At 63.9% G+C, this 20,578-nt stretch carries 23 protein-coding genes; 10 read left to right on the forward strand and 13 right to left on the reverse strand.

The window, feature by feature from the left end; genetic code table 11:
* Positions 1-2: 2 nt before the first annotated feature.
* From HA052_RS01760 to HA052_RS01770, 3 genes are read left to right on the forward strand one after another with little or no spacing between them, the layout of a single operon-like run.
* On the forward strand, positions 3-695 hold the full coding sequence (locus HA052_RS01760; protein WP_019101893.1) for an ABC transporter ATP-binding protein: 693 nt from the start codon (positions 3-5) through the stop codon (positions 693-695).
* Entirely contained in the window at positions 692-3,184 is a 2,493-nt protein-coding gene (locus tag HA052_RS01765) for an ABC transporter permease (protein ID WP_166450556.1), read from the forward strand. Before HA052_RS01760 ends, HA052_RS01765 begins: the two co-directional genes overlap by 4 nt.
* 55 nt (positions 3,185-3,239) lie before the next feature.
* Complete coding sequence (locus tag HA052_RS01770; RefSeq protein ID WP_166450557.1) at positions 3,240-3,764, forward strand: DUF2946 family protein; 525 nt, start codon at positions 3,240-3,242, stop codon at positions 3,762-3,764.
* A gap of 213 nt (positions 3,765-3,977) precedes the next feature.
* Here HA052_RS01770 and HA052_RS01775 read toward each other — a convergent pair whose 3' ends face one another.
* The 8 genes from HA052_RS01775 to HA052_RS01810 form a co-directional block, all read right to left on the reverse strand.
* Entirely contained in the window at positions 3,978-5,249 is a 1,272-nt protein-coding gene (locus HA052_RS01775) for a CynX/NimT family MFS transporter (RefSeq protein ID WP_166450558.1), read from the reverse strand.
* Between the two features lie 71 nt (positions 5,250-5,320).
* Positions 5,321-6,019 (reverse strand): FadR/GntR family transcriptional regulator, encoded by a 699-nt coding sequence (locus HA052_RS01780; RefSeq protein WP_166450559.1) that lies wholly within the window; start codon positions 6,017-6,019, stop codon positions 5,321-5,323.
* Between the two features lie 92 nt (positions 6,020-6,111).
* Positions 6,112-7,581, reverse strand: coding sequence for a flagellar filament capping protein FliD (fliD, locus tag HA052_RS01785; RefSeq protein ID WP_166450560.1), 1,470 nt, complete (start codon positions 7,579-7,581; stop codon positions 6,112-6,114).
* A 182-nt stretch (positions 7,582-7,763) separates the two neighbouring features.
* Positions 7,764-8,027 (reverse strand): hypothetical protein, encoded by a 264-nt coding sequence (locus HA052_RS01790; protein ID WP_081544250.1) that lies wholly within the window; start codon positions 8,025-8,027, stop codon positions 7,764-7,766.
* 169 nt (positions 8,028-8,196) lie between these two features.
* Positions 8,197-8,871 (reverse strand): molybdate ABC transporter permease subunit, encoded by a 675-nt coding sequence (modB, locus tag HA052_RS01795; RefSeq protein WP_166450561.1) that lies wholly within the window; start codon positions 8,869-8,871, stop codon positions 8,197-8,199.
* Positions 8,868-9,596: a molybdate ABC transporter substrate-binding protein gene (gene modA, locus HA052_RS01800; protein WP_166450562.1), complete on the reverse strand. Its 729-nt coding sequence runs from the start codon at positions 9,594-9,596 to the stop codon at positions 8,868-8,870. Before modA ends, modB begins: the two co-directional genes overlap by 4 nt.
* A 57-nt stretch (positions 9,597-9,653) precedes the next feature.
* A complete protein-coding gene (locus HA052_RS01805) occupies positions 9,654-10,334 on the reverse strand; it encodes a DUF3313 family protein (protein WP_166450563.1) in 681 nt (226 codons plus the stop codon).
* Between the two features lie 108 nt (positions 10,335-10,442).
* The gene (locus HA052_RS01810; protein WP_166450564.1) at positions 10,443-11,120 is read right to left on the reverse strand and encodes a DUF3313 family protein; all 678 of its coding nucleotides are present in this window, start codon (positions 11,118-11,120) and stop codon (positions 10,443-10,445) included.
* A 198-nt stretch (positions 11,121-11,318) separates the two neighbouring features.
* Here HA052_RS01810 and mltG point away from each other — a divergent pair, with 198 nt between their 5' ends.
* From mltG to HA052_RS01845, 7 genes are read left to right on the forward strand one after another with little or no spacing between them, the layout of a single operon-like run.
* Positions 11,319-12,311 carry an endolytic transglycosylase MltG gene (gene mltG / locus HA052_RS01815; RefSeq protein ID WP_081544439.1) on the forward strand — a complete coding sequence of 331 codons (993 nt, stop codon included), beginning with the start codon at positions 11,319-11,321 and terminating at the stop codon, positions 12,309-12,311.
* Positions 12,311-12,946, forward strand: a complete 636-nt coding sequence (gene tmk / locus HA052_RS01820; protein ID WP_081544255.1) for a dTMP kinase — start codon at positions 12,311-12,313, stop codon at positions 12,944-12,946. Before mltG ends, tmk begins: the two co-directional genes overlap by 1 nt.
* Positions 12,946-13,959: a DNA polymerase III subunit delta' gene (locus HA052_RS01825; RefSeq protein ID WP_166450565.1), complete on the forward strand. Its 1,014-nt coding sequence runs from the start codon at positions 12,946-12,948 to the stop codon at positions 13,957-13,959. Before tmk ends, HA052_RS01825 begins: the two co-directional genes overlap by 1 nt.
* 18 nt (positions 13,960-13,977) lie before the next feature.
* Positions 13,978-14,352 (forward strand): PilZ domain-containing protein, encoded by a 375-nt coding sequence (locus HA052_RS01830; RefSeq protein ID WP_043632172.1) that lies wholly within the window; start codon positions 13,978-13,980, stop codon positions 14,350-14,352.
* 48 nt (positions 14,353-14,400) lie between these two features.
* Positions 14,401-15,171: a TatD family hydrolase gene (locus HA052_RS01835; RefSeq protein ID WP_166450566.1), complete on the forward strand. Its 771-nt coding sequence runs from the start codon at positions 14,401-14,403 to the stop codon at positions 15,169-15,171.
* A 14-nt stretch (positions 15,172-15,185) separates the two neighbouring features.
* Positions 15,186-15,578, forward strand: a complete 393-nt coding sequence (locus tag HA052_RS01840) for a hypothetical protein (protein ID WP_166450567.1) — start codon at positions 15,186-15,188, stop codon at positions 15,576-15,578.
* A 24-nt stretch (positions 15,579-15,602) separates the two neighbouring features.
* Positions 15,603-16,379 carry an MBL fold metallo-hydrolase gene (locus HA052_RS01845; protein ID WP_166450568.1) on the forward strand — a complete coding sequence of 259 codons (777 nt, stop codon included), beginning with the start codon at positions 15,603-15,605 and terminating at the stop codon, positions 16,377-16,379.
* 44 nt (positions 16,380-16,423) lie between these two features.
* On the opposite strand, the gene HA052_RS01850 is transcribed toward HA052_RS01845, so the two are convergent.
* The 5 genes from HA052_RS01850 to ppsR form a co-directional block, all read right to left on the reverse strand.
* A complete protein-coding gene (locus tag HA052_RS01850; RefSeq protein ID WP_166450569.1) occupies positions 16,424-16,888 on the reverse strand; it encodes a CreA family protein in 465 nt (154 codons plus the stop codon).
* Positions 16,889-16,980: 92 nt separating this feature from the next.
* Positions 16,981-17,286, reverse strand: coding sequence for a chorismate mutase (locus tag HA052_RS01855; RefSeq protein WP_081544260.1), 306 nt, complete (start codon positions 17,284-17,286; stop codon positions 16,981-16,983).
* Positions 17,287-17,453: 167 nt separating this feature from the next.
* A complete protein-coding gene (trpS, locus tag HA052_RS01860; protein ID WP_166450570.1) occupies positions 17,454-18,476 on the reverse strand; it encodes a tryptophan--tRNA ligase in 1,023 nt (340 codons plus the stop codon).
* A 218-nt stretch (positions 18,477-18,694) separates the two neighbouring features.
* A complete protein-coding gene (locus HA052_RS01865; protein WP_166450571.1) occupies positions 18,695-18,994 on the reverse strand; it encodes a hypothetical protein in 300 nt (99 codons plus the stop codon).
* A gap of 471 nt (positions 18,995-19,465) precedes the next feature.
* Positions 19,466-20,290: a posphoenolpyruvate synthetase regulatory kinase/phosphorylase PpsR gene (ppsR, locus tag HA052_RS01870; protein WP_081544263.1), complete on the reverse strand. Its 825-nt coding sequence runs from the start codon at positions 20,288-20,290 to the stop codon at positions 19,466-19,468.
* Positions 20,291-20,578 lie beyond the last annotated feature (288 nt).

A 20,578-nucleotide genomic window follows, 5' to 3' on the forward strand; every position in this document is an offset into this window, starting at 1 on the left:
AAATGAATCCAATTGAAACCCAGGCGGTGTTGGCGGCCAGCGAACTGGCCAAGCAGGTGCATTTCCACGGCGAGCCGCTGAACATCCTGCGCAGCGCCACGCTGACCCTGTATCCGGGCGAGAGCGTGGCCATCGTCGGCGCTTCCGGCTCCGGCAAGTCTACCCTGTTGTCCCTGTTGGCGGGTCTGGATCACCCGTCCGGCGGCGAGGTGTCCTTGTTCGGCCAAGCCTTGTCCGGCTTGAGCGAAGACGCGCGCGCGCTGCTGCGCAGAGACAAGGTGGGGTTCGTGTTCCAGAATTTCCAGCTGATGCCGCAACTGACCGCGCAGGAAAACGTGATGCTGCCGCTGGAGCTGGCCGGCCGCGCCGACGCGCGCGAAGCGGCGCGCCAGATGCTGGACCGCGTCGGCCTCAGCCATAGGCTGGGTCATTATCCGCGCCATCTGTCCGGCGGCGAGCAGCAACGAGTGGCCTTGGCGCGCGCCTTCGTCATTCACCCCGGCCTCTTGTTCGCCGACGAGCCCACCGGCAATCTGGACCCGCACAGCGGCCGCCAGATCATCGACCTGCTGTTCCAGCTCAACGCCGAGCAGGGAACCGCTCTGGTGCTGGTCACCCACGACACCGAGCTGGCCAGCCGCTGCGACGCCATCTACCGGCTGGTGGAAGGCAAGCTCAACGGGGCGCGCTCATGACTCTGGCCGGCCGCTTGACCTTGGTGTTGCGCTTCATCCGCCGCGAACTGGTGTCCGGCGAGCTCACCATCCTGGCCCTGGCTCTGGTGGTGGCGGTGATGGCGATGAGCAGCGTGGCTTTTTTCTCCGACCGCGTGGAGCGCGCGCTAAGCACCCAGGCCACGCAGCTGCTGGCTGCGGATTTGGTGCTTAACGGCAATCAGCCGGCGCCGGAGCCTATCCGCCGCGAAGCGGAAAAACGCGGGCTGCGGCTGGCTGACAACATCAGTTTTCCCTCCATGGTGTTTTCCGGCGGCCAGGCGGCTTTGGCCACGTATAAATCGGTTAGCGACAATTATCCCCTGCGAGGCGAAGTCAGCGTGAAGCTGGCCGATGGCCGCGTAGCCAGTGGCAGCTTGCGGCCGGCCGCGGGCACCGCCTGGGCCGACGCCAGGCTGATGCGGCGCTTGAAGTTGAAGCTGGGCGACATCCTGGGCGTGGGCGGCGCGCAACTGCGGCTGGCCGGCGAAATCGTCCGCGAGCCGGACGGCGCGATGGATTTGTACAACTTCGTGCCGCGGCTGATGTTCAACCGCGCCGACCTGGCCGCCACCGGCCTGATCCAGGAAGGCAGCCGCGCGCGCTGGCGGCTGATGTTCGCCGGCGACGATCGCGCCATCGCCGATTTCCGCCAGTGGCTGGACAGGACCAAGCCCAAAGACGCGCGGCTGGAAAACGTCGAGGAGGCGAGGCCGGAGGTGCGTACCGCGCTGGAGCGCGCGCGGCGCTTTCTCGGCTTGACCGCGATGCTGACCGTGGCGCTGGCGGCGTCGGCGGTGGCGCTGGTGGTCCGCCGTTACCTGGCGCGCCATTGGCAGCAGGTGGCGGTGCTGCGCTGCCTGGGTCTGACGGCAGGCGAGGTGTGGGGGCTGTTCGTTAGCCTGTTCCTATTGTTGGGCCTGCTGGCCGGCGCCTTGGGCACCGCCGGCGGCTTTGGCGTGCAATTGGCGCTGATGCAGCTGGCCAGCGGCTATGTCGGCGAGATATTGCCGGACCCGGGTTGGCTGACCTGGCTGGTGGGGCCCTTGGCCTCGTTGGTGTTGCTGGCCGGCCTGGCTCTGCCGCCCTTGATGGGCATACGCGACGTGCCGCCGGCCGCGGTGCTGCGCGATGAGTTGACGCCGACGCGTCAGGGCGTGCTGGCACCCTTGCTGGCCCTGGTGGCGCTGCTGGGCCTGGCCGCGTGGCAAGTTGGCGACCTGGCTGTGGCCGGCTGGCTGCTGGCCGGCATGCAGGGCTTCTTCGCCGCCGTGGGCGCGCTGGCGCTGGGCGTGGTCTATCTGATGCGGAGGCTGCCGCGCGGACGCCGCGTGGGCTGGCGCTTCGGCATCGCCAATATCGCCCGCCGCCACTGGCTGGCGGTGATCCAGATCGTGTCCTTGTCGGTGGGCCTGATGGCCTTGCTGACGCTGACCATTGTGCGCGACGACCTGATCGGCGCCTGGCAGCGCAGCGTGCCGGCGGACGCGCCGAATAAATTCGTCATCAATATCCAGCGCCACCAGCTCGACGGCGTGCGCAACGCCTTCGCCTCGGAGGGACGCGCGGCGCCGGAGCTGGCGCCCATGGTGCGGGCGCGGCTGATAGCGATCAACGAGCATCCGGTGCGGCCGTCGGCTTACGAGGACGAACGCGCGCGTCGGCTGGCCGAGCGGGAATTCAACCTGTCCTGGCGCGACGAGTTGCCGCCGGGCAACAAGCTGACGGCGGGCCAGTGGTGGCAGCCTCAGAAACGGATTCCGCCGCAGTTCTCGGTGGAACGGGAACTGGCCGGCACTTTGGGCATCAAGCTGGGGGACACATTGGTCTTCGATCTGGCCGGCACCCCTTACCGCGCCAAGGTCACCAGTTTGCGCGAAGTGCCGTGGGACAGTTTCCGCGTCAATTTCTTCGTGATCGGCACGCCCGGTCAGTTCAGCCAGCAGCCGGCCAGCTGGATTACCAGCTTCCGGCTGGAAGCGGCGGACGAGGATTTCGTCAATCGTCTGGTGGGCGAGTTTCCCAATCTGACCGTGATCGACGTCGGGGCGATCCTGACCGAGGTGAGGGCGATGATGGACAAGCTGTCGCGCGGGATCGAGGCCATGTTCGGCCTGGCCTTGGCCGCCGGCGTGCTGGTGTTGTGGGCATCGCTGGCGGCCACTCGCGACGAGAGGCTGTTCGATGTCGGTCTGATGCGGGCGCTGGGGGCATCGCGGCGGCAGGTGCGCAGCGTGGTGCTGGCGGAGCTGGCCTGGTTGGGCGCGTTTTCCGGTTTATTGGCGGCATTGGGGGCGATGGGCATTGGCGCTTTGGCTTCGGTCAAATTGTTCAACCTGCCCTTGGTGTTCAATCCGTGGCTGTTGCCCGCCGGCATCGCCTGCGGCGCGCTGGTGGTGGTGGTGGCCGGCTGGCCGCTCGTCGGGAGAGTGACCCGGACTTCGCCGATGGCGGTGTTGAGAGCGATTTGAGTTTGGTGGTCAAAGCTGAGAGTCAAGCGGGGCGAAACCCGCAAGGAGACGCATGATGGATGCGATAGTACAGGCGGCAATGGCCAAGTGGCCGAACGTGCCCGCCGTGTTTGGCTGGCTGCGGCTGGACGCGCGCGGCCAGTGGTGGATCAAGGACGAGCGCTTGCAGCATGAGGCGATGACCGAGTTTTTTGGCCGCAACTACAGCCGCGACGGACTGGGACGTTGTTATGTGCAGAACGGGCCGCAGAAAGTCTATGTGACGCTGGACGCCGCGCCGCTGGTGGCGCGGCGCACGCCGTCGGGTTGGAGCACGTTGCCGTACGACGATGACGTGCCTGCGCGCTCCGCCTGGCTGACGCCGGAAGGCATGTTGTTGATCGAGATCGGTGGAGAGTTGGCGGCGGTGGACGACCGCGACCTGGCCGCGGTGCTGGACGAGGGGGCGCCTGGCTGGGACGGCGACATGGCCTCGTTGCCGGACAGGCTGGCGCTGGGCAAGGCGGCGATTCCGCTGGGGAAGGAGAGCCTGCCGGATTTGTGGCGGCGTTACGGCATTGTCGGGCGGCCCAAAGGCTGAGCCGTTTCACCGTCAAACAAAACCCCGGGCAAGCCCGGGGTTTTGTTTGGTCCGCGCATGGCTTGGCTTAGAAGGTGTTTACGATCTCGCGAGCTAAGGTGAGACAAGGCGAAAACCGCTGAGAAAGCGGAGTGTACGCATGGTACATGAGCATTTCGAAGTTGCACTCACCGAGCCACGTTTCACGACGCGCAGCAGATCGTAAACAGGTTCTTAGAGCGGACGCGACTCCACCTGCACCATACGTTTGCGCCCGGCCAGCATGCCCATGGCGAAGGTGGCGGCGGAGATCAGCGTGAACAACAGACCCAGCGGCCACAGGCTGTGGGTCTGGTCGCGGATCAGGCCCACGCTGAGCGGGCCGAGCGAGGCCAGCGCGTAGCCGACGCCCTGGGCCATGCCGGACAAATGGGCGGCGACATGGGGATCCGGCGAGCGCAGCGCCAGCAGGCTCAGCGCCATGCTGAACAGGCCGCCCTGGCCCAGACCCAGCAGCACCGCCCAGAACAGCAGGCTGTCGGTCGGCGCGAACAGCATGCCCAGCAGACCGCTGATCACCAGCGCCACGGTGACGGCGATCGGCGGGCGCTGGTCGCGGCAGCGCTGTCCCAGCGCCGGCACTAGCAGCGAGGACACTACCTGAACCATGATGGAAATGGACAGCAGCAGGCCGGCGTGCAGCGGGGTCTCGCCACGGTCTATCAGGATGGACGGCAGCCAGCCGAACACGATGTAGGCCATCGACGACTGCAAGCCCATGAACAAGGTGACTTGCCAGGCCAAGGGGTCGCGCAGCAAGCCGCGCACCAGCCATTGTCCGTGATGGGACACCTGCCGGATCCGCGTCTGCGGCCACCACACCAACAGCGCCAGCAGCGCCGGGCTCGCCCAGATCGCCAGCGCGCCCTGCCAGTTGTTCCCCATCCAGCGCATCGCCGGCACGGTCAGGCCGGCGGCCAGCGCCGCGCCCAGGCACAGCGCCATGGTGTAGACGCCGGTCATCAGGCTGACCTGGGCGGGGAAGTCGCGCTTGACGATGCCGGGCAGCAGCACGCCGATGATGCCTATGCTGGCGCCGGCCAAGGCCGAGCCGGCAAACAGGCCGAATTGACCGAACTGAGTGCGCAGCAAAATGCCCAGCGCCAGGGTCACCAGAATCAGCGCGATGGTCTTTTCACTACCCCAGAGGCGGGCCAGCCTCGGCGCCAGCGGACCGAACACGCCTAGGCAAGCGACCGGCAGCGTGGTGAGTAGGCCGGCCATCAGGCCGCTGAGCCCGCGGCTGGCGGCGACGTCGTGCAGCACCGGGGACAGGCTGGACAGCGCCGGCCGCAGATTGACGCCGACCAGGATCAGGCCCAGCAGCAAGAGCCAGGGACGGTGCAGCGCGGGGCGCTGGCTTTGCACGCCGGCGTCGTCGATCTCGGCGTCGATCAGCGTGTCTTCAACCGGCAGATGATCCGGCATGGATTTGGGTGTGGACATGGGTTTTCCTTCTGCGCTTTTGTTGTTGTCGGAGCCGGCTCCCCGCGCCTGGGGGCCGGCTCAAATCGGGCTTAATCCGTGTTGGAGCGATTCAGCAAGCGGTCCAGCGCCTCCAGCAAGGGACGGGTGATGGCGGCGGCGGCGCGCGCCGCCTCGTCCGGCCGGCGCTGGCGTATGGCTTCGTAAATGGCTTGGTGGGCGGCGAGGTCCGGGTCCGGCAGGGCCTCGTCGAGGATGGACTGCTGTACGTGCTGACGCACCGCGCGCGAAAAATACGCGTAGAGCTCGGCCAGAGCCTGGTTGCCGCTGGCGTTGGCGACGGCGAGATGAAATTCCAGATCTCGTTCGATGAAGTTTTCCAGCGGTTCCTGAGGCAATCGTTCGCCGCGCCGCGCCAGCGCGTCCGCTATCGCGCTGAGATCCGCTTCCGGGCAGCGGCTGGCCGCCAGCCGCGCCGCGCTTTCCTCCAGCATGCAGCGCACTTCCAAGTGCTCGCGCAGGCTGGCGCGGCTGATGGCGCGCATGGCGTCGCCGGGGTTGACCGTTGCGCGCACATAGCTGCCGTCGCCCTGGCGCACCTCCAGCAAGCCGGCGTAGAGCAGCACCCGCACCGCTTCGCGCACCGTGTTGCGGCTGACGCCCAGCTGCTCCGCCAGTTCCGGTTCGGTGGGAATGCGAGCGCCTAACGGCCAGTCGCCGTCCGCCAGACGTTTGGCGATGTTTTCCACGGCGATGTCGACCAGCGAGCGTTTATAGGGCAGCGCCAGCATGCGGCCTCCTTATTCATCCAATCATCCGATGAATTTTAACGAGACAATACGGCGCAGGCAATGCTAGATGAAAAACAAATAGCAAATATCAATCATGCATAAGTGGAGATGCCGTTGCCGCTGTTGCCGTTGCCGGACAGGCCCAGGCCGTTGTTCAGAATCTGGGAATTGACCGCATAGGGCGCGCCCAGAGAGTAAACCATCGCGTACAGCGATAGCGCGCTGATCTGCTGCGCGCTCAGCTGGATGGTGCCGGACTGGTTGCCGGTCAAGGAGGCGAGGTTGGCGGGGACGGTGTTGGACGTCGGGGTGGCCGACTGCCTCAGCTGCAGGCTGAATTGCATTTTCTGCAAGGCGGTCAGGGTTTGCGGAATGGTGCCGTTGCCATAGGAGGCGTAGCTGTTGGCCAGCCAGTTCAGCGCCCGGGCGGCGGTGTAGAGCAGATTGGCCACGCCCTGGGAGTCGCCGCTGTAAGCGCTTTGCAGGCTGTTGTTGCTCAGGCTGAGGCTGCCCATCTGGCCGAACTGCTGCGGATATTGAAAATTGAGGCCGATCTGGTTCAGCTTGACCAGCAGCGAGCTGCCGTTGCTGTAACTGGCGCCGGCCTGCTGGTTCATGCTGTTGGCCAATTGCTTGGCGATGGGGTCGCGGCTGAGCAGGCCGCCGCTGACCAGCAACGCGTTCAGGCTGCCTTGCAGGGTGTTGAAGGCGTCGGCCAGCGATTGCGCCTGCCCGTTGAGGCCGTTCAGATCCAGCTTGACCGAGATATTGGTGCTGCCGGTGGACAGCAAGTCCATGGATACCGAGGCGCCCAGCGAGATGCCGCTGTTGCCGGCGTTGGAACCGGAGGCGCCGTTGATCAGGTAGTTGGCGTTTTGCGCGGCCTGGGTCTGGGTCAGGTTTTGGCCGCTGCCCACCGCCTGGGTTTGGTCGAAGGCCAGGCGGGATAGGCCATTCTGGTCCGTATTGTTGCCGTCGTTGTCGCTGACCAGAATCTGAAAGTTGTTGCTGGCGCCGGTCTGGGCGGCGCTAATTTGCAATTGATAGTTGCCGGAGGCGTTCTGCACGATATTGGCCACCATGCCGACGCCGGAGCCGTTGATGGCGGTGGCGATGCTGGACAGGGTGCCGTTGCTGATGGACAGCGTGGCCGAACTGCCGCTGGGCGTGAAGCTGGTGGCCGAAGTGGGAGAGGTGTAGGCGTAGCTGCCGGTCTTGATGGTCAGGCTGCCGCTGCCCACCGCCGTGCTGCTGGTGTCCGGCAGCGTGAAGGCGGTGACTGCGCTGTGCGCCTGCGCCAACTGTGAAATCGATACGCTGTAATTGCCGTTTTGCGCGCCGGCGGCGGTGGAAACGCTGGCCACCGACGGATTGCTGCTGCTGCCGCTGATGGAGTTGTTGACCGCGTACGGGGAGTAGATCTGTTGCAGGCTGTCCTGGAAGATGTTCAGGCTGGACAGCAATTGGCCCAGCCCGGAAATCAGCACCACATTGGGATCGGTGCCGGCGCTTTGCGAGCTGTTGCCGCTGCGGATGAGCGGAACAATGGGCGATGTGCCCAATAAACCGCTCAAGAGTTGGTTGTTATTGCCGAAAAGCGATAACAGCGGATTGTAATTTCCGAGGATATTGTTTGCCATGGCTGACCCGCAGAATCCCTGTTGCCACCTCTCAGTGTAGGTGATCAATCAGGGATTTGCTGGCAAGCGGGCTGTCCCGGCGGACAGGCCGCCGGGGAGAAGGCTTACTTGGCCGGAGCCGCGTCCTTCACGCATTTCTTCACGAAGCTGGCCTTGGCCGCGCCGGCGAGTTTCTTGTCGGCGGCTTTGACGTCGCAGCTTTTTTGGGCGTTGGCGGCGGCGCTGTCTTTCTCGCATTTCTTCAGGAAGCTGCTTTTAGCGGCGCCGGCCAGTTTTTTCTCGGCGGCTTTGGCGTCGCAGGCGGCGTCAGCCAGCGCCAGGTTGGCGGAAGTCAGGGCCAAAACAGCGATCATCAGGTATTTGCGCATGATTCATCCTTAGTAGGGCGGGTTGTCGGTCCCATGACGGGCGAGAAAAACGATACTCCAAGTTATAGCGCATGAACACTGCGTTTTGTTGACGTCATGTAACAGTTTGCATCGATAGATGTCAGCATTGTCAGTAAAAGCGGCTGCTGGCTAAGGCGCGAACAGGCTCTCATTCGTAGCGGCGCTGGCGCGCGTTGAGGCGGTAGACCAGGGCGAGGGTGGAGAAGGCGAACAGCACCAGCAGCAGGCCCAGACGGTGGGCGCTGGCGTAGTCGGCCTGCTCCACGTGGTTGTACAGCGCGATGGAAATGACCCGGGTTTCCCCTTCGATATTGCCGCCTATCATCAGCACCACGCCGAATTCGCCCACGGTGTGGGCGAAGCCCATGCTGGCGGCGGCCAGCACGCCGGAGCGGCAGCTGGGCAGGATGACGCGGGTCAGCCGCTGCCAGCGGCTGGCGCCCAATACCATCGCGGTTTCGATTTCCTCGCGCCGCACCGCGTTGAAGCTGACGATCAGTGGTTGCAGCACGAAGGGCAAGGAGTACAGCACCGAGGCGATGATCAGCCCCTGAAAGGTGAAGGCGAGGCCGGGCCAGCCCAGCCAGGCGGTCAGTTGACCGATGGGGCCATGCGGGCCGAAGGCGACCAGCAGATAGAAGCCCAGCACCGTGGGCGGCAGCACCAGCGGCAGCGTCGCGCTGGCCTCTATCACCGGCTTGAGGCGCGAACGCGTGCGCGACAGCCACCAGCCCAGCGGCACGCACAGCACGAGCAGGATGAGGGTGCTGATGGCGGCCAGCCGCAGCGTGAGCGCGATGGCCGCCCATTCGGAAGCCGTCATTGCGCGAAGTCGTAGCCCGCCTTCTTGATCAGCGCGCGCGCCTTGTCGCCCTTGAGGAAGGCGAGGAAGGCCTTGGACGCCGGCGTGTCGCGAATCAGCAGCGCATCCTGGCGGATGGGCTGATGCAGTTTGGCCGGCACCAGCCAGAAATGGTTGGAAATGCCTTGCTCCAGCAACTGCGCGTAAGCGACGAAGGCGAAGTCGGCGCCGCCGACCTGGGCAAATTGCATGGTCTGGCTGATATTGTCGCCGGTGACGAACTTGGGCTTGAGGGTATCGGCGAGTTTCAGCGCGGCCAGGGTTTCCATCGCCGCGCGGCCGTAGGGCGCGGCCGCCGGGTTGGCGATGGCCAGTTTGTTGAAGTTGCCACCGCGCAGCGCGGCTTCGCCGGCGTCGTCGCGCAGCTTGCTCCACAGCGCGAGTTTGCCTATGGCGTAGGTGAAGCGGCTGTCGGCCTTGCCTATCTTGTCGCGCAGCAATTCGGCCGGGCGTTCGTCGTCGGCGGACAGGAACACGTCGAAGGGCGCGCCCTGGCGGATCTGCGCGGTGAGCTTGCCGGAAGCGCCGCCACTGGCCTTAATGTCGTGGCCGCTGGCGGCCTTGAACTCCACGGCGATCTTGTCCAGCGTCTGCTGGAAATTGCTGGCGACCGCCACGGTGACGGTGTCGGCGGTGGCGAACAGCGGGGACAGCAACAGCAACAAGCTCAGTATTTTGCGCGGCATGGTCGGCTTCCTGACAGGGTATGTGGCGACCATTATGCCGCCAGCCTGGGCGCTAGCCTACTCCCCAAACGGCGTAGCCGCCGCCAAGTGCTGGGCCATCTGCCGCGCGTGATGGCGGCTCCAAAGGTCGACGCGCTGTTGTACCCACTCCGCGTTGGACGGTTGCGCATCGGCCGGATTTAATTCTTTTCCCAGCAGGTTGACGCCGCCGGCCAGCAGCAATCCGGACTCGGAGTCCTCCAACTGGCCTATGGTGGAGACTTGGGCCAGGTAGGGGTCGATATCGTCGGCGAAGCGGGCCAGATTGAGAGAGGCCTGCAATGGCCGCCGCGCTTCCGGTCCGGCCAGTTCCCTCAGCATGTCGCCCACCGCCACGCGCAGCCGGGCGATGCCCGGTCCGGGCGCGGCAGCCACCGGCAGCCCCTCGAGGCATAGCGCCTGGGCCAGGCTGCGGCGGTAGCAGGCGTCGAGGCGATTGTGCTCGTCCGCCGCAGTGGCCAGCCATTGGCCATCCGCTTGGCGGCCCAGAAAGATCAGCGGTTCGATCAGGATGCCGTGATAGCGCTTCAGATCGACGCCGGGCTGCAGGTACAGCACCTGGCCGGCATGGTCCGGGTTGGGGTGGAAGGCTTCGCTGGGCAGCAGGACCAGATTCTCCGGCTTGTCTCCGGCGTGACCGATATTGGCCAGCAAGGCGGAAGCCATCAGCGCGCAGGCGAGTTTAAAGAAGGGTTTCATCGTGCGGGCTCAATGGGGATTGCATGGGAGATGGACTGCTGCCGCCATCGCGGCGTTCCATCGATATTGTTGCAACTTTGTGACGAGGGCGGACTATCTTCATGCGGCTTATTGCGCAGGCGAGGCTGCGCCGCGCCGCGCCGCCGGCGTCAATTGCTGGCGCAGCAACGGGGACCAATCCTGGATCAGCAGCTGCCGCCAGCCGTCGTCCTCGTCGCCGGCGGCGGCTTCGGCCTGCGATTGCATGGTGACGCCGCCGGCGACCACGCCCCGTCCCATCGCGTCTTCCAATTGAGACACCGAGGACACCAGTTGCAGATACGGTTCTATATTGGAAGCCATGCAAGGCAGTTGCAGCGCTACGTGGCTGCTGCTCAAGGGCTGGCTGTCCTGGGCGATCCGAGATTGGCGCGCCGCCACCGCGATGCGCAGGCGAAGCACGCCTGCGGTGGCGACGTCGGTCAGGGCGATAGGCCAGGCCTGCAGCAACGCGGCCACCTGGCGGCGCAGGATCTGGTTGACGATTTCTTGTTCCGCGGCTTGCAGTAACTGCCAGCCGCCGTCCTGTTGCCGGTTCAGCAGCAACAGCGGTTCCACGATCAGCGCGTGGTAGCCGTTCAGCGCCGCGGGCGATTGCAGGTAAGTCAATTGCTGCGCATGCCGGCCTTGCCGGAAGGCTGCCATCGGCAGACGCCATAAATCCCTGTCGGTCTGCCGGACTGCCGCCAATCTGGCCAGCGCCGTCCAGGCCACCAATGCGCATCCCAGATTGAAGAATGGCTTCATGAAAAGACTCGCATCATTTAAGCAGTCCATTTAATCAGGTATAGAACGCGAGCAAAACTATGCAAAATGGAAAGGTGGACAGTTGATTTGGCGCAAACTTTGCTTGATTGCGGGGGGAGGGCCTGACATGTCGGTCAGGCCGGCTTGTCTGGTATCATGCGCGATCGTTCCGCTGCGCTGCCTTATTCTTTCCGTCAAATGATGAAAACACTGTTTCGCCTGTTCTTGCTGTGCCTCGCGCTGGGCTGTGCCTGGCTGGCCTGGGTGGTCCTGATTCCGGTTGGCTTGCCGGAAGCCGGTTACAAGCTGACCGTGGGACCCAACCGCACTCTGAGCCAGGTGGCGCGCGGGCTGGAACAGGAGGGGGTGGTGCGCAGCCGCCAGGTGATGGTGGCCCTGGCACGCCTGCAAGGCGTGGACCGCAAGATCAAGGCGGGCCTGTATCGTTTCGACGGCCAGGCATCGATGCTGGACATCCTGAGCCGCTTGGCCGACGGCCACCCGGACGAGGCCAGTCTGACGGTGATCGAGGGCTGGACCTTCCGCCAATTCCGCCAGGCGATAGACCGCAATCCGGATATCCAGCATACCGCCAAGGACTGGAGCGACGAGGAGATCATGCGGCGACTGGGCTTTGGCGACGCCAAGCCGGAAGGCCTGTTCTTTCCCAGCACCTATTTGTTCAGTCCGGGCATAGAAGACGCCGAACTGTACCGGCAGGCTTTCAGCGCCATGCAACAGCGGTTGGAGGCGGCCTGGGCGGCGCGCAAGCCGGAACTGCCTTACCGCACGCCTTACGAACTGCTGATCATGGCCAGCCTGATAGAGAAGGAAACCGGCGAAGACGCCGACCGTCCAATGGTGGCGGGGGTGTTCGTCAACCGCTTGAAGCAGGGCATGCGCTTGCAGACCGACCCATCGGTGATCTACGGCATGGGCAGCCTGTACCAGGGCAAGATCGGCAAGGCCGATCTGCGCCGCGACACGCCTTACAATACGTATACCCGCGCCGGGCTGACGCCGACGCCCATCGCCCTGCCGGGCAAGGCGGCGCTGGACGCGGCGGCTAATCCGGCCGCGACCAACGCCCTGTATTTCGTCGCCCGCGGCGACGGCACCTCGCACTTTTCCGCGACGCTGGACGAACACAACCAGGCGGTGCGCAAATACATCTTGAAGAAAGGACAGTAATGGCGCTAGAGCAGCAACGCGGCCGCTTCATCAGCCTGGAGGGCATAGACGGCGCCGGCAAGAGCACCCATCTGGCCTTCATCCGCGATTGGCTGGCGCAACACGGCGTCGACGCCGTGTTCACCCGCGAGCCGGGCGGCACTCCGCTGGGAGAGAAAATCCGCGAACTGCTGTTGGCGGTGGACACCGAGGCCTCGCTGGACGCGGAAACCCTGCTGGTGTTCGCCTCGCGCCAGCAATTGCTGCACAGCGTGATCGAGCCCGCGCTCGCCGCCGGCCAGTGGCTGGTGTCAGACCGCTTCACCGACTCCACTTTCGCCTTTCAGGGCGGCGGCCGAGGCGTGCCCTTCGAGCGCATCGCCGAACTGGAACAATGGGTGCAGCACGGTTTGCAGCCGGACCTGACCCTGCTGTTCGACCTGCCGCTGGAGGTAGCTGCCGAGCGCATGTCCAAGACCCGGCAGCTGGATCGCTTCGAGCAGGAAAAAGCCGATTTCCACGTGCGCGTGCGCGAAGCCTATCTGCGGCGCGCCGCCGGCCAGCCGCGTTTCGCGGTGCTGGACGCCAGCCGCTCCATCGCCGAGATCCAGGTCGACATCGCGGCCTGCCTGCAAAAACTGCTGGAGGCCGCGTGATGCTGCTGCCCTGGCAACAAGGCGACTGGGCGCGGCTGAACGCCGAGCGCGAGCGCCTGCCCAACGCCTGGTTGTTCACCGGCGCGGCGGGCATCGGCAAACTGGAGTTCGCCGAATATCTGGCCCAGTCCTTGCTATGCGAACGCCCCCAAGCCGGCCACCAGCCTTGCGGCGAATGCGAAGCCTGCCGTTGGTATCTGCACGCCACTCATCCGGACTTCCGCCGCTTGTCGCCGCTGGGCGATGAGGACGAGGAAGGCAAGGAGGGCGCGGAGGGCAAGAAAGTCAGCCGCAAGCTGCCGGTGATCAAGATCGAGGCGGTGCGCGAGGTGATCGACTTCGCTCATCTGAGCGCGCATCGCGCCGGCCGACGCATCGTCCTGGTGGAACCGGCGGAAAGCCTGAATCCGGCCGCCGCCAACGCCTTGCTCAAAATCCTGGAAGAACCGCCGGCCGAGGTCTTGTTTCTGCTGGTGGCGCATGCACCCCAGCGGTTGCTGCCCACCATACGCAGCCGCTGCCGCCAATTTCCGCTGACGCGGCCGGACCAGGCGCAAGCGCTGGCCTGGCTGCGCGAGCAGGGCGTGGCCGACGCCGAACTGGAGCTGGCCCACAACGGCGGCGCGCCGCTGTTCGACCACGATCCGGCGCTGGCCAAGCTGCGTGGCCAGTTTGTTCAAGGGCTGGCCCAGCCCAGCTTCGCCAATGTGTTGCAGCTGGCGGAGGCGGTGGATAAACAGAAACTGCCGCTGCTGCTGCCCATCGGCTGGCTGATGAAATGGCTGCATGATCTGGCGAGTTTGAGACTGGCCGGTTTGGTCCGCTATTATCCAGATCAGGAGCGCGCCTTGCAGCAGCTGTCGGCGCGCGCCGACATCGCGCAATTGATGGCGTGTCAGCAAACGCTCAATCAACTGGCGCCGTTTGGCCAGCATACGCTGAACACGCGCTTGCAATTGGAGGCGGTGCTGATGGACTATCTCAAGATATTCGCCAGCGGCAAGGCCGCCTGACACTGAGGGTTAGCAAGTATGGACACTTCCGCCACTCGCCCGGACCTCAACCCCAACCGTCCCGGGGTGCTGTCCCTGCACATCAAGGAGCGCAGCGCGCTGTTCGCCGCCTACATGCCCTTTGTGCGCCACGGCGGCATTTTCATTCCCACCAACAAGGAAATGAAGCTGGGCGAGGAAGTCTTCTTGCTGCTGACCTTGATGGACGATCCGCAGCGCATCGCGGTGCAGGCCAAGGTGGTGTGGCTGACGCCGGCCGGCGCCAACAACAGCCGTGTGCAGGGCGTCGGCGTCGAGTTCGTCGCCGGAGATACCGGCAAGCAGGCCAAGGACAAGATCGAGGCCCTGCTCAGCGGTGTGCTCAACTCCAGCCGGCCCACCCATACCATGTGATTGTTTTCGCGGCGCGTTTCCGCGCGCCGCAGCCTGATTGACGCAAATATGTTTATCGACTCCCACTGCCACATCAATTTTCCCGACCTCGCCGCGCGCATGCCGGAAGTGCTGGCCAATATGCAGGCCAACCAAGTGAGCCATGCGCTGGTGATCGGCGTCAGCCGTCCCAAATATCCGCAAGTGCTGGCGCTGGCGGAAAGCCACGGCAATTTGTACGCCACCGTGGGCGTGCATCCGGATGATCCGGAGGCGGAAGAATACAGCGAGGACGAGCTGGTGGCGCTGGCCGCGCATCCGCGAGTGGTGGGCATTGGCGAAACCGGCCTTGACTACCACTGGTGCAAGGGCGATCTGGACTGGCAGCATCAACGCTTCCGCACCCATATCCGAGCCGCCAAGCGCGTGGGCCTGCCGCTGGTGATTCATACCCGCGAATCCGCCGAGGACACCATCCGCCTGATGCGTGAAGAGAACGCTGAAGTGTGCGGCGGCGTGATGCATTGCTTCACCGAAACCTGGGAGGTGGCGCAGGCGGCGCTGGAACTGGGCTTCTACATTTCCTTCTCCGGCGTGGTGACTTTCAAGAACGCGGCCCAGGTCAAGGAGGTGGCGCAGAAAGTGCCGCTGGAGCGGATGCTGATCGAAACCGACTCGCCCTACCTGGCGCCGGTGCCGTATCGCGGCAAGGTCAATGAACCGGCCTACGTCCGCCATGTGGCCGCGCATATCGCGGAACTGCGCGGTATCGAGGTGGAAGAGGTGGCGCGCGTCACCAGCGATAATTTTTTCCGGCTCTTCTCCAAGGCCGGTCGTTGAAGCGGAGAAAGCGCATGAAGCGAATCTTGCTGTCCGGGCTGGCCTTGCTGGCCATCCTGTTGTCGGCCCAGGCTTGGGCCAATTGCGTCAATCTGAACGGCCGCAGCTATTGTTCCGAAGACGGCGGCATCGCTCTGGTGCAGCGCGGACAGGCGATGTGCGGCAAGGGTGAATGCGCGATTGATGAATTCGGCAACGTATTGTGCTCGCCGTATCCGGGCGGCGGGGTGGTGCGCGCCAATGGCGTCACCTACGCCGGCCCCGGCGCCTGCCTGTTGTCGCGCGACGGCAATCCGTATTGCGCCAAGCAGCCGCGCGGCAGCTGCCAGCAAGACGCGGACGGGAATGTCCGTTGCGACGGCGGCTGGGTGCGCGAGAAGGCGGAACGCCCGGAGCGCTGCCGCTGATGTCTTGTTACTTGGAAAACGTCATTGGGCTCGCTTGAAGTCACCATCCTGGGCTGCGGCTCCAGTTCCGGCACGCCGGCCATAGGCTGCGATTGCGCTACCTGCCGCTCGCCGGATCCCCGCAATCGCCGCACCCGCGCCAGCGCCTACATTAAGGTGGCCGGCCAGGGGCTGTTGATCGACACCGGGCCGGACCTGCGGCAGCAGGCGTTGCGCGAAGGCCTGAGCCGGGTGGACGCGGTGCTGTACACCCACCCGCACGCCGACCACCTGAACGGCATCGACGATCTGCGCGCCTTTTGTTATGTGAAGAAAGGGCCGATCACGCTCTACGGCAACGCCTTCACCCTGGACAACATCAAGCGCCGTTTCGACTACGCGCTGCTGCCGCCGTCCAAAATGTGGGACAAGCCGGTGCTGTTGCCGCAGCAGGTGGACGGGCCGGTGGACTGCGGCGGCGTCGCGCTGACGCCGGTGCCGCTGCAACACGGCTCCTGGCCTTGCCTCGGCTGGCGCGTCGGCGACATGGCCTGGCTGACCGACGTGTCGGACATCCCTGACAGCAGCCTGCCCTTGTTGCAAGGGCTGAAAGTCTTGTTTCTCGACTGCCTGAACCACGACCCCTATCCGTCCCACCTCGGCGTGCGGCAATCCTTTGCCTGGGCCGAGCGCATCGGCGCCGAGCGCACGGTGCTGATCCACATGACCCACCGGCTGGAGTTCGCCGCGCTCCGCGCTGAATGCCCGCCCGGCGTGGAGGTGGGCTATGACGGCCTGCGCGTCGAGCTGCCGTTTAGCTGATACCCGTCATGTCAAGAAATCGTTAATAATCAATCGCTTTTATTTCAGGGCTGCAGCGGGATTTTCTGATCCAGCACCGCCACCGCGGTCAGCGCATTGTCCGGGCTGCCGTCCAGCAGCTTGTCGGAATAGCTGAGGTAGGTCAGGGTATTGCGTTTGGCGTCGACGATGCGCACCACCCGCACATGCTTGAAGATGAAGGACGCGCCTTCCTTGAATACCTGCTCCTGCTTGGGCAGCGGCCGCGAGAACTTGATCGCGCCCACCTGGCGGCAGGCCACCGAGAAGCGGGACGGGTCCTTGGCCAGGCCCAGCGCTCCCTTATAGCCGCCGGTCTTGGCGCGCGAGATATAGCAGGCCACGCCTTGCACTGCCGGGTCGTCGAAAGCTTCCACCACCACCTTGTCGTTGGGGCTGAGCAGCTTGAAGGTGGTGGACACCTCGCCCACTTCCTCGGCCATCGCGGGCGCGGCCAGGCAGGCGAGCAGCAACAGGGCAATCTTGTTCATTCAGGTTCTCCGGCCGCGGGAAAAACGCCGGCCGCGGAGGGCGGCCGGCGTTCTGCGGATGGAAGCGATTGTAGGGAAAGCCGGCCTCCGCCTCAATCGGCAGCCGCTTTGGCGCGGAAGGCCGCCATTTCATCGGCGACGAAGTACTCTATCATTGTGCGGTAGACCGCCGCGGTCAGTGCCGCGTCGGCCCCCAGTTCGCCGGCCAGACGCTCGACGCGGCGCATCACCTGGTCGACGCGTTTGCCGCCTTCCACTTCTTCCCGGCTGTGCTTGAACGCCGCCGCCTGGCGCACATAAAGGCCACGCTCGGCGATCAGCGCCACCAGCGCGCGGTCGATGCGGTCGATCTGGCCGCGCACCTCATCCAGGTTTTGGCATTGGTAGATCTGTTCCATTCTGCGTCCTCTCCTCTTAAAGAGTGTGTTTACGATCTCGCGAGCTCAGGCGAGACAAGGCGAAACCGGCTGAGGAAGCGGAATGTACAAGTGGTACATGAGTATTTCGAAGCCGGCACTCATCGCACAATTTCTCAGCCGACGCGCAGCAGATCGTAAACAGGTTCTTAATAGTAGTTCAAACCCATCGCCGCCTTAACCTCGGACAGTGTGGCGGCCGCCACTGCGCGCGCGCGCTGGGTGCCGGTTTTCAGCATTTCCATCACCGCGGCCGGATCGCGCGCGTACTGCTCGCGGCGGGTGCGGGTTGGCTCCAGCAAGGCCTGCAGGCATTCCTCCAGCTGTTTCTTGATCACGGTGTCGCCCAGGCCGCCGCGGCGGTAATGGTCCTTCCATTCCGCCACTTGCGCCGGGTCGGAGTGGAACACGTCCAGATAGGTGAACACCACATTGCCTTCCACCTGACCCGGATCGGCGACGCGCAGGTGATTGGGGTCGGTGTACATCATTTTCACCGCCTGGCGGATCTCGTCCGGCGTGGCCGATAGGGTGATGGTGTTGCCCAGAGATTTGGACATCTTGGCCTTGCCGTCGATGCCGGGCAGGCGGGAGCCGTGTTCCGGCACCACCGCGCGCGCTTCCACCAGCACAGCCCGATCCACGCTGCCGTTGAAGCGGCGAACGATCTCATTGGTCTGCTCGATCATCGGAATCTGGTCTTCGCCCACCGGCACGATGCTGGCCTTAAAAGCGGTGATGTCCGCGGCCTGGGCGGCGGGGTAGGTGAGGAATCCGGCGGGAATGTCGCGCTCGTAGCCGCGCTGCTTGATTTCATCCTTGATGGTGGGGTTGCGCTCCAGGCGCGCCACGGTGACCAGGTTGAGATAGTAGGAAGACAGCTCGGTTAGCTCCGGCACCAGGCTCTGGATGAAGATGGTGCTTTTTTCCGGGTCTATGCCCACCGCCAGGTAATCCAGCGCCACCTGCAGCACATTGTCGCGGACCTTCAGATAGTTGCCCATATTGTCGGTCAGCGCCTGGGCGTCGGCGAGCAGCAGGAACTGACGGCAATGGTCTTGCAGAATCACGCGGTTGCGCAGCGAGCCGACGTAGTGGCCCAGATGCAGTTGTCCGGTGGTGCGGTCGCCGGTGAGGATGATGTCTTTGGCTGTGATGCTGTCCAGATTCATATTGGTCTCCAGTGAGCTTGCTGGAAACTGCCGATCCGGGGAGGAGAGGTACTGCTGGAAACCCTATGCCGCCGTATCGGCAGCTTCCGGGTTTTGGGTATGCAAACGCCGGCGCCGCCTTAGTTCAGGCGCCACCACCAAAAAAAGGATGCGAATGCGGTTGCGTAGTTCATGGGCTTTATCAGAGCACGGCGGGCAGAGCAGCGTCAAGCGTCTTCTCAGGCCAGGACATGCAGCAGGCTGCCGGCCGGCGGCATGAGGTCTTCGGAATAGGGCGAAACGTTCTTGTTTCCGGTCGCGCTCTGAGCTTGGCGCAACAGCCGTTCGAAAGACTCGCCCTGGGAAGCGGCATCCCTGTTGGCCGTGGAGGATTGAGGGGGAGGGGCGACGAACTCAGCCATTTCCTTGCGTGGATCGCCGGCGGCGGCGCGGCTGTCAGTCTTGGCGGCGACCGCGCTCACTTGTCTCAACGGCGAGGCGGCGGCCTTGATCTGCGCGGTGATGGAGGCTATATGCATCGGGGTTCCCGGTTCAAGGGATTAAGATGCTTATTTGAGAGCGCCTGCTTGCTATATGTTCCGAAGGGAATTGTAAAAAAGTGATAATAAACAAAGTGCTATATGGATATTGTTGCAGGATTGCTTAGGCGGTAGGCATGAAAACGGCCGGGCGAAGCCGGCCGGTTCAATATGGGATACAGGTAAGGCTTAGAGTCTGTTCAAAGTCTCGCGAGCAAGGGCGAGACAAGGCGAAAACAGCTGAGAAAGCGGATACGGTACATGAGCATTTCGCAGCTGTACTCTCCGTGTCACGTCTCACGACGCGCAGCAGATCGTAAACAGATTCTTAGAACGTGTTTACGATCTTGTGAGCTAAGGCGAGACAAGACGAAAACGGCTGAGAAAGCGGAATGTACACACGGTACATGAGCATTTCGAAGCCGGTTTCAACGCCGTATCGTTGACGCGCAGCAGATCGTAAACAGATTCTTAGAAACGCCGGCCCAGCGCCGCCTTGTGCATGATGGTGGAGGCGATCTCCTCAATGGACTTGTGAGTGGTGCTGATGAAGGAGACGCCGTGATATCGGAACATGGACTCGGCCTCGTTCACCTCGCGGCGGCAGTTGTCCATGCTGGCGTATTTGGAGTCCGGCCGTCGCTCGGAGCGGATATAGTGCAGTCGCGCCGGGTCGATGGTCAGGCCGAAGATCTTGTCCTTGAACGGCAGCAGCAACTTGGGCAGCGTCGGGCTGCCCAGGTCTTCCGGCGTCAGCGGGTAGTTGGCGGCGCGGATGCCGTATTGCAGCGCCAGATACAGGCAGGTCGGGGTCTTGCCGGAGCGGGATACTCCCACCAGGATCACGTCCGCTTCGTGCAGATCCTTCAATTTGACGCCGTCGTCGTGGTTCAACGAAAAGTTGACCGCCTCGATGCGATGATCGTACTTCTCCTCGTTGACCATGCCGTGGGCCTTGCCCACGCTCAGCGAGGCGCGCTGGCCGATTTCCTGTTCCAGCTGGCCAATGAAGGTGTCGAAGAAATCTATCATCACCGCGTTCTCAACCTGCAGCGCGCTGCGCACGTCCGGGTTGATGATGCTGGTGAACACCAGCGGTTTCAGGTGATCCGTTTCCGACACCTGGCGGATCACCTCCGCCAGCGCTTCGGCCTTTTCCACGGTATCGACGAAGGGAATGGTCTCGCGCTTGAATTCCACAGTGTCGAACTGAGTCAGCAGCGTGTGGCCCAGCGATTCGGCGGTGATGCCGGTGCGATCGGAAACGAAGAAGGCGGAGCGGAGATGGTGGGGCATGCAAACACCTGTATTGCGAGTGAACGAGACCGGAACCGCGCCTGCCGCGCTTTGCGGCGCACCCGGGGTCCAAGGGATTCTATACTCTGAAAGGCCGCGACGAAACCCGCTAGGAGCGCCGCTTAATCATGTAGTGCGTAAATTACACGGATTTGACAATCATTTTCATCAGGAATGTCTGTCAACTTATTGATTCTGTTGCAATGCTTGTCCTCGTTCCGCCGAAAACCCGTGTTGCGCTGCAAAAGACGCTACGCATCTGGCACGTAATTCGGCTAGAATGCGGCC

It is taken from the genome of Chromobacterium fluminis, from assembly GCF_011602385.1.
Lineage (GTDB): Bacteria > Pseudomonadota > Gammaproteobacteria > Burkholderiales > Chromobacteriaceae > Chromobacterium > Chromobacterium fluminis.